This window comes from Nocardiopsis sp. CNR-923, assembly GCF_001942255.1.
Lineage (GTDB): Bacteria > Actinomycetota > Actinomycetes > Streptosporangiales > Streptosporangiaceae > Nocardiopsis.
On sequence record NZ_MKKC01000152.1, the window covers coordinates 1 to 7,164 of the forward strand.

The following is a 7,164-nucleotide window of genomic DNA, read 5'->3' on the forward strand; positions in this document are numbered from 1 at the left end:
GGGGCTCCACGTCTATGTCTGCTGAACGGTCATATCTCCCGCATGGTCCGGTTGACGGCTTTCATCCCGTTTCAAAGTCGCTGGGATCACCTCAGTGGGTGCGGGAACGGTGGCTCTACCGCGACCCTGGGGACGGTCAAGAGACCTATCAGTTGACCGGTGACGCGAAGCAAGCTTTGGACTACGTGACCCGGGCGACCCGTACACAACTGAACGTCTCCCTGTCACGCATCGCCACCATGCGACACGTCGTGTCGCAGGCCGCACTGGCCGCAAACCCGGACCGTGAAGAACGGATCCGGCGACTGACAGAGGAGATCGCGGAGCTGACCGCCGAGCGTGACCGGCTCGCTGAGGGCGGCGAAATGCTTGAGACATCCGAGGCTGAACTGACTGAGCAGTTCGCGAATGTGCTGAGGGAACTCGACGGTCTCCCATCAGACTTCCGACGAGTCGAGGAAGCCGTCCGGGGCATGCACAAGATCATCACCAAACGGTTCCGGGAGGAATCACGCCCAGTCGGCGAGGTCGTCGATGATTACCTGGACCAGTCAGCGAACCTGCTGACGGTCACCCCGGAAGGCCGAGCGTTCGCCGGGGCGCTGGAACTGCTCCGCAACCGCGACTGGCTCGCCCGGCTCCGCACCGACCTGGAAGCGATCCTGTCTCACCCGTGGGCCGAAACCCTCCTGCCAGATGAGCAGCGCCAACTGCGGACGACGGTGGACGTGATTCGTCGCGGTATCTCCGATGTCCTCGGGCAGCGGCAGCGACTGTCAGCGACCTTGCGGGAACACATCGAGAACTACGACCACGTCAAGAACCGAGAACTCGGCGAGGTATTGCGCGGCATCGACCGGGAGATGCGGATGTGGATGCAGTCGGCCCGTGCTCGCAGCCACGTCGAGGTGGAACTGATCCCGCCGGGCTTGGACATCTCCGGGCTACGCTTCCGCACGTTCGACCCGGACAGCGAACGTGCCCCCGAGCCGTTGGAAGACGTCACCACTGAGGCCCCGCAGGTACTGTCGCTCGACGAGATACGCAAGCAGGGTGGTCCGTCACTGACCGACCTGCGGCGCGAACTCGAAGCGCGGCTCGCCACCGGGGACGTGGAGTCCGCTGCCGCACTGTTCAACATCCTGCCCGACGACCTGCGTCGCCCGGTCGAGATTCTCGGCCTCATGCACCTGCTCGCCGGAATGGACACCGACATCGACACCACCACCCGCGAACCGGTCGTGGCAGTGCGTCCCGACGGCAGCATCCGCCGGTTCCTCATGCCGAGGGTCACCATGGCCGACGCTTCCAGCGTGGACGGAGACGACCAATGACCGACACCTGGGCCAGCGACGGCACTGCCCCCGCCGAAGACACCGACCTCGGCTACGACGCTGACCCGTTCGCTGACGAGGCGCTCTCCAACAGCGAGGACACCGAGGACAGGACGTCGCCAGCGATGTTCGAGGAGGACACCAGCACCCTCTACCCCGAGCAGCGACGGTGCCTCCATACCCTGTTGAAGCACCGTTACATCTCCGCTGAGCGGCATCCCGAGCAGTGGGCGGTCCTCATCGCCAACCAGGACCTCATCAAGAGCCGTCTCAACGACCTGTTTCTCGAACTGTACGTAGACCGCAACTACCAAGTGGCATTCAAACGACAGGCCACCACCGAAACCGGCGACCCCCTCCCTTCGCTGCTGCGCGACATGTCGCACAGCAAGGAAGAGACCATCGTCATGATGTACCTCCGGCAGCGGTTCTTCAGTCAACGCCAAGAGGGTGACAACGTCGTCTTCGTTGACCGGCAGGCCATGCTCGACGAGGTGGCCGACCAACGTCCCGAACACGCCACCCACCGCGCCATGGACCACAAGCGCGCCATGAAGGCCATTGACACACTCGCCACTGCCGGGGTGCTACTCAAGACCGCAGACCCGGACCGGTTCCGTATCTCGCCGATCATCGAGGTCCTTCTTCCGGTGGAGAAATTGCGAGCCCTGTGGGCCTGGCTGATGACACAGAACGGCACCGACACGCTCACTCCCCAAGCCCGCGACGCCGCCCACGCAGAACTCGACTTCAATTCCGACGTTGAGGAAGACACCGGATGACCATCACTGACCAGCCACTCATCCCCAACCCCGCCGTGTCCGACGGGACCAGTCAGTGGCGTGCCGAAACGCTGCAGATGGTCAACTGGGGCGGCTTCCACGGGTGGCACGAAGTCCGCTACTCGTCCGGCTCAACGCTCATCTCCGGGGCATCCGGCACCGGGAAGTCCACCATGCTGGACGCCTACATTGCGCTCATGATGCCCTCCGACACCGCTTTCAACGGCGCATCGAACGACGCCGGCGGCCGCGCCCGGTCCGCTGAGCAACGCAACCTGCTCACCTACCTGCGCGGCAAGACCGACACCAGCCGCGTGGACGGGTCCGACGAACTGCGTGATCAGGTGCTGCGGGGTCTCGATGGAGCCCCCACCTGGGGTGCGCTCGGGGTGACGTTCGTCAACGACAACGGCCGCAGGTACACCGTCGCTCGGCTCTACTTCGTGAAGGCCGGAGCGACCGTCAACCGCGACATCAACACGACCTTCGTCACGCTCGACGGTTACCTGAACCTGTCCCGGTTGGAGCCGCTCGCCAAGACCCGTTTCGATAAGCGAACACTGCGAGCAACCTTCAGTAATCTCGCCGTGTTCGACACGTTCTGGCAGTTCGAGGACAGCATGCACACCCGCCTCGGCATCGGCGGCTCCAACGGCGGCCGGAAAGCCATGCGGCTCCTGGCCCGTGTCCAAGCAGGCATGCAGGTCAAACGAGTCGACGGCCTCTACAAGTCCATGGTTCTCGAAGTGCCAGGCACTTACCAGGCCGCTGACAACGCCCTTGAACACTTCGCCGACATCGAAGCCTCCTACCTCAAGATGCTCGACGAGGCCGACAAGGTCAAAGCTCTCCGCAGGCTCCCCGACCTCCAGAAGGAGTTTGCGGAGGCCCAAGCCGAAGCGCTTCTGATCCGCCAGTTCGGTGCCGACCTCGATGGCGCCTCACCGTTCCAGCTGTGGCGGCTCCGCACCGAACGCACACTCCTCGACACAGCCGTCGGGGAGAACCGACGCGTCCATGCCGAAACCACCACCAAGTTCAAGCAAGCTGAAGCCCGCGAAGCCCAATACAGCACTCGCCTGGAGCTGATCGCGGAGGAGAAGCGCGCCAACGGCGGCAGCGCCATCGACGACCGCCTCCAGCAGATCAAGACCCTCGAAAACAGCCGCAACGGCATCTACGAAGCCAACCTCAAGTTCCAGCACCGCACCGAAGCGATTCACCTGGTCATGCCTGAAAAGGTGGAGCAGTTTACTGAAGCTCAAACCGCCGCCGCCGAGTTCCTGGCCGGGTTCGAGGGCCGCGAAGCCGCGTTGAAAGACGAAGAAGAGGCGGTCAATCGCGACGAGCTGTATCCGCTCACCACCCGCCAGGCCGAGTTGCTGAACGAGAAGAAATCCCTCAAGGGTCGCACCGGCATGGTCCCCCACCGGCTGCACGGCGCCCGTCTCCGGATGGCTGAGGCGGCTGGGCTCGACCCCATGAACGACTTGCCGTTCGTGGCCGAACTCATCGACGTGCTCCCCGACGAAGAACACTGGCGCAAAGCATCGAGACCACCCTGGGCGGCCTCGCACGGGTCGTCCTAGTCGACCGGCGCACCAGAGGCCACCTCTCCAACAGCATCGACGGTGTTCTCATCCGACCTCGCATCCAGTTCCAGGCCGTCACCCTCGCTGACCACGAAGACTGGCGCGGCAACCCCGACTACGTGTCCGGGAAACTCGCCTTCAAGGACTCCCCGTTCTCCCGCTGGGTCCAAGACCGTGTCAGCGACACCAACATCGACCACCTGTGCGTCCCCAACACGGCAGCCCTCACCGGCGATGGACCGCGCGTCACCCCCGCCGGTCAAACCCGCGATGGTGACAAGGGCGCCCACGGCGAATCCGGGGACGGCAACATCATCGGCTTCTCCAACAAGCGACGCCTTGCCGACATCGAAAAAGCCCTCGCTGACCTCGACCCGCAGATCGGAGAGATCCGCAAACGCATCAGGGACGTGCAGAATCGACTCAGCGGGCTACGCAACCAACGCGACGCACACCGCTACGTCGAAGACACCACCTGGTCCGACATCGACTACTTCGGCGTCGACAAGAAGGTCGCCGACCTCCAGAACGACATCCAGCTGCTCCGTGACGCCAACAAGATCCTCGACGCCCTCCAAGCCGAAGAAGACCGCATCAAGCCGTTGCTCAGCGAAGCGACCCGCCTGCGTGTCCTCGCAGGCGACCGGCTGGAAGAGCTGCAGAAGAAGCATGGCGACCTCGCCACCGACCAAGACACCGTCCAAGATGCCATCGACGCCATCGACAACGAACAGACCGCCACTGTCACCGACGCCCAGCAGGCCTACCTGGACACCCTGTTCACCAGCAACTGGAACGCCACCGACCTTGACGCGTTCAGCTCCAACATGCGAGCCATGCGCACTCGCCTCAGGGCAGAAGCCACCACAGCACAGACCAACGTCCGGCGAGCCACCACAACCATGGAGCAAATGTTCGAGGGGTTCAAGGCCCGCTGGGTCGAACACAACCTCGGCATCACCGTCGCCTCCGCTGACGGCTACCGCGAGATCCTCGACCGCATCCAAGCCGAAGGTCTCCACGAACGCCGCGGGAAATGGCGACGCGAACTCGCCGCCTGGTCCAGCGACGACCTGCTCAAACTCAACGACGCCTTCGACACCGCCATCGAAGACATCGAGCAGCGGCTCCACCCCGTCAACACCATCCTGCGTGGACTCCCGTTCGGTGGCAAAGGCATCCTCCAGATCAACCTGCGTCGCCTGCAAAGTGATGACCTCAGCAAGTTCCGACGCAGGCTTCGCGAACTGTCCTCCGGTGTCGCCGCCGAACTGACCGACCAACAGATCGAAACCCGGTTCAAAAACCTCCGCGACTTCATGGCCCTCATCCACATCCCCGAGGCCACACCAAGACTTCAACGTCGCAACGCGACCGCTACCTCGACGTGCGCCAACACGTCGTCATCACCGCCGCCTGCCTCGACGAGAACGACCGTGAGCTCGCCACCTACGACTCCCTCGGCGGCAAGTCCGGCGGCGAAACCCAAGAACTCATCGCGTTCATCGTCGGGTCTGCGCTCCGCTACCAACTCGGAGACGAAACCCGATCCCGCCCTCGGTTCGCGCCCGTCTTCCTCGACGAAGGATTCGTGAAGTCCGACAGCGAGTTCGCAGGCCGTGCCGTCAAAGCCTGGCAAGACCTCGGGTTTCAACTCATCATCGGCGCACCCCTCGACAAGGTCACTGCCCTCGAACCCCACATGGATCTCATCCTCACCGTCACCAAGAACGAACGTGACTACTCCTACATCACCGACATCCCTGGCGACGCCGCATGAAGACACCCGCACAGGTCATCGCCGAGATTGAACGACGACTCGCCAAGAACTGGCACACCAGTATCACCGGCAGCGGCCAGTCGTTCCCCCATGCCTTTTCGCTCGGCAGGCTCACCAAGATCGACCTTGACGCCGACTACGCCGCCATCCACGCCCGCACCGTCGAATGGCAAGACTGGGCGAAGGCCCACGACCTCGCCCTCACATACGAGAATCGCGCCGTCAAAGGGACCATCCAAGTTGTTCCAACCCACATCACCGTCGGTTCCCTCGACCAAGCCGCCGCTATCGTCGGAGGGAAATGGCCCACACAGCTCGATCGAGCCCGCCACCGGCACACCATCCTCCAAGCGCGCTACCCCAAGATGACCGATCTCGCCCGCGCGCTCCGCCTCATTGACAAGTACACGCCCGTCGACTTCGACCTACTCACCACCGTCGCCGACTGGTACCTCGCGGACCCCCGCCGAGCCACCCTCGGTGTCACGCCACGGCAAGTGCCCCTGCCGGGCGTCCACGCCAAGTGGATCCAGGCCATAAGACGGGTGTCCAAGCACTTACCGGCCTCGACGACCTCGGCCTCCTGCCCGGCCACCCGTCACGGATCCACTTCACCTACCTCGACCCTGCCCACCGGTCCTCCGGTGCACGTGTCCACGACTCAGCCACCGTCGGTGACACCTTCACCCCCGCCTACCAGCCCAGCGCGTCCTCATCTCCGAAAACAAGGACACCGCCATCCACTTCCCGCCCACCCCCCGGCGGTATCGCGTCGAAGGCCACGGCTTCGGAGGAAAGACTGCTGCCGCGTTCCCCTGGCTCACCGGCACGCCTCGCCTGCTCTACTGGGGTGACATCGACCACCACGGCTACGAAATCCTCAACGGCTTCCGCGCAGACGGCCTCCCCGTCACCTCCATCCTCATGGACCCCGACACCTACAACACCTACGAGCGATACGGCACCAACACCGACAAGAACGGCACAGCCTCAAGCCCGGCACCCCCAAACCGCTCGCACACCTCACCGACACCGAACGCGCCGTCTACCTCCGACTGCTGGACGCCGACCACACCGGCCACCGACGCGTTGAGCAAGAACGCATCCCGCTCACCGAGGCATTCGACGCCATCGGCATCTGACACGACGGTGCCGTGCCTTACTGAGTGGCATGCCGATACGCCAGAGGAAACGACGAGTCGCACCATGCTGCCAGAACACAGGGTGGGAGAGCAGGACAAGCGGATCTATTGGTCACTGACCGGCGCGGGCCTGTCGGCGCGAAGGTGGGCGAGCACGTCGGGCAAGGGGATGTCGAAGTTGTCCTTGCCCCCGTTCCAGAGCTCGAACGCGACGCGGCCGCCCTCGCCAGGTCACCGGGAAGGCCGGTGGCAGCCAGGGTGTCAGCGACCTCTCTCATCTCCGGTGCCCACCGCCAAGCCTTCGCCGCCACACCGGACAGGTGGTCGGGTGTGGCGAGCGGAGACTTCGCGAGCCGTCGTGCCTCCGACGTGAGCTGTTCGGACACACCGTGCGCATCGGCGAGTGCCTGGGCGACGGCTGCGAGGGCGCACGCCGCTTTCTGGTAGGAGCCGTACGCCATCTTCAGTGCCGACGCCCTGCCCACAGGGCCGTCGATGGCGATTGGTTCAACGGCTGTTCCCTCGAACAGCTTC

Annotated in this window: 8 protein-coding genes and 3 pseudogenes; 7 read left to right on the forward strand and 4 right to left on the reverse strand. The window is 64.1% G+C overall.

Annotated features, from left to right (window positions below; genetic code table 11):
- The 3 genes from BJF83_RS25005 to BJF83_RS25015 all read left to right on the forward strand — a co-directional run.
- A partial coding sequence (locus BJF83_RS25005; RefSeq protein ID WP_262391882.1) for a DUF3375 domain-containing protein occupies window positions 1-1,334 on the forward strand: 1,334 nt, incomplete at its 5' end.
- Window positions 1,331-2,116, forward strand: coding sequence for a DUF4194 domain-containing protein (locus BJF83_RS25010; RefSeq protein WP_075928258.1), 786 nt, complete (start codon window positions 1,331-1,333; stop codon window positions 2,114-2,116). The genes BJF83_RS25005 and BJF83_RS25010, both read left to right, overlap by 4 nt.
- Window positions 2,113-3,705, forward strand: coding sequence for an ATP-binding protein (locus BJF83_RS25015; protein ID WP_075928259.1), 1,593 nt, complete (start codon window positions 2,113-2,115; stop codon window positions 3,703-3,705). The genes BJF83_RS25010 and BJF83_RS25015 overlap by 4 nt, the downstream gene beginning before the upstream one ends.
- Here BJF83_RS25015 and BJF83_RS31400 read toward each other — a convergent pair.
- Together BJF83_RS31400 and BJF83_RS31405 are read right to left on the reverse strand one after the other, a co-directional pair.
- Complete coding sequence (locus tag BJF83_RS31400; protein WP_075928260.1) at window positions 3,702-3,998, reverse strand: hypothetical protein; 297 nt, start codon at window positions 3,996-3,998, stop codon at window positions 3,702-3,704. The two genes, BJF83_RS25015 and BJF83_RS31400, sit on opposite strands and share 4 nt — an antisense overlap.
- 141 nt (window positions 3,999-4,139) lie before the next feature.
- Window positions 4,140-5,042: a hypothetical protein gene (locus tag BJF83_RS31405; RefSeq protein WP_075928261.1), complete on the reverse strand. Its 903-nt coding sequence runs from the start codon at window positions 5,040-5,042 to the stop codon at window positions 4,140-4,142.
- A 53-nt stretch (window positions 5,043-5,095) separates the two neighbouring features.
- On the opposite strand from BJF83_RS31405, the pseudogene BJF83_RS31410 reads away from it, so the two are divergent.
- The 4 genes and pseudogenes from BJF83_RS31410 to BJF83_RS31420 all read left to right on the forward strand — a co-directional run.
- Window positions 5,096-5,287 (forward strand): annotated as a pseudogene (locus tag BJF83_RS31410) (SbcC/MukB-like Walker B domain-containing protein); the annotation flags it as partial.
- A gap of 12 nt (window positions 5,288-5,299) precedes the next feature.
- The gene (locus BJF83_RS30130) at window positions 5,300-5,488 is read left to right on the forward strand and encodes a hypothetical protein (protein ID WP_262391884.1); all 189 of its coding nucleotides are present in this window, start codon (window positions 5,300-5,302) and stop codon (window positions 5,486-5,488) included.
- Window positions 5,485-5,976, forward strand: a pseudogene (locus tag BJF83_RS31415) (DUF3322 domain-containing protein); the annotation flags it as partial. The gene BJF83_RS30130 and the pseudogene BJF83_RS31415, both read left to right, overlap by 4 nt.
- Before the next feature lie 250 nt (window positions 5,977-6,226).
- A pseudogene (locus BJF83_RS31420) lies at window positions 6,227-6,409 on the forward strand (Wadjet anti-phage system protein JetD domain-containing protein); the annotation flags it as partial.
- 26 nt (window positions 6,410-6,435) lie between these two features.
- On the opposite strand, the gene BJF83_RS30135 reads toward BJF83_RS31420, so the two are convergent.
- Together BJF83_RS30135 and BJF83_RS25050 are read right to left on the reverse strand one after the other, a co-directional pair.
- Window positions 6,436-6,696, reverse strand: a complete 261-nt coding sequence (locus tag BJF83_RS30135) for a hypothetical protein (RefSeq protein ID WP_262391886.1) — start codon at window positions 6,694-6,696, stop codon at window positions 6,436-6,438.
- Window positions 6,648-7,091, reverse strand: a complete 444-nt coding sequence (locus tag BJF83_RS25050) for a DUF1932 domain-containing protein (protein WP_262391885.1) — start codon at window positions 7,089-7,091, stop codon at window positions 6,648-6,650. Before BJF83_RS25050 ends, BJF83_RS30135 begins: the two co-directional genes overlap by 49 nt.
- Between the last annotated feature and the right edge of the window lie 73 nt (window positions 7,092-7,164).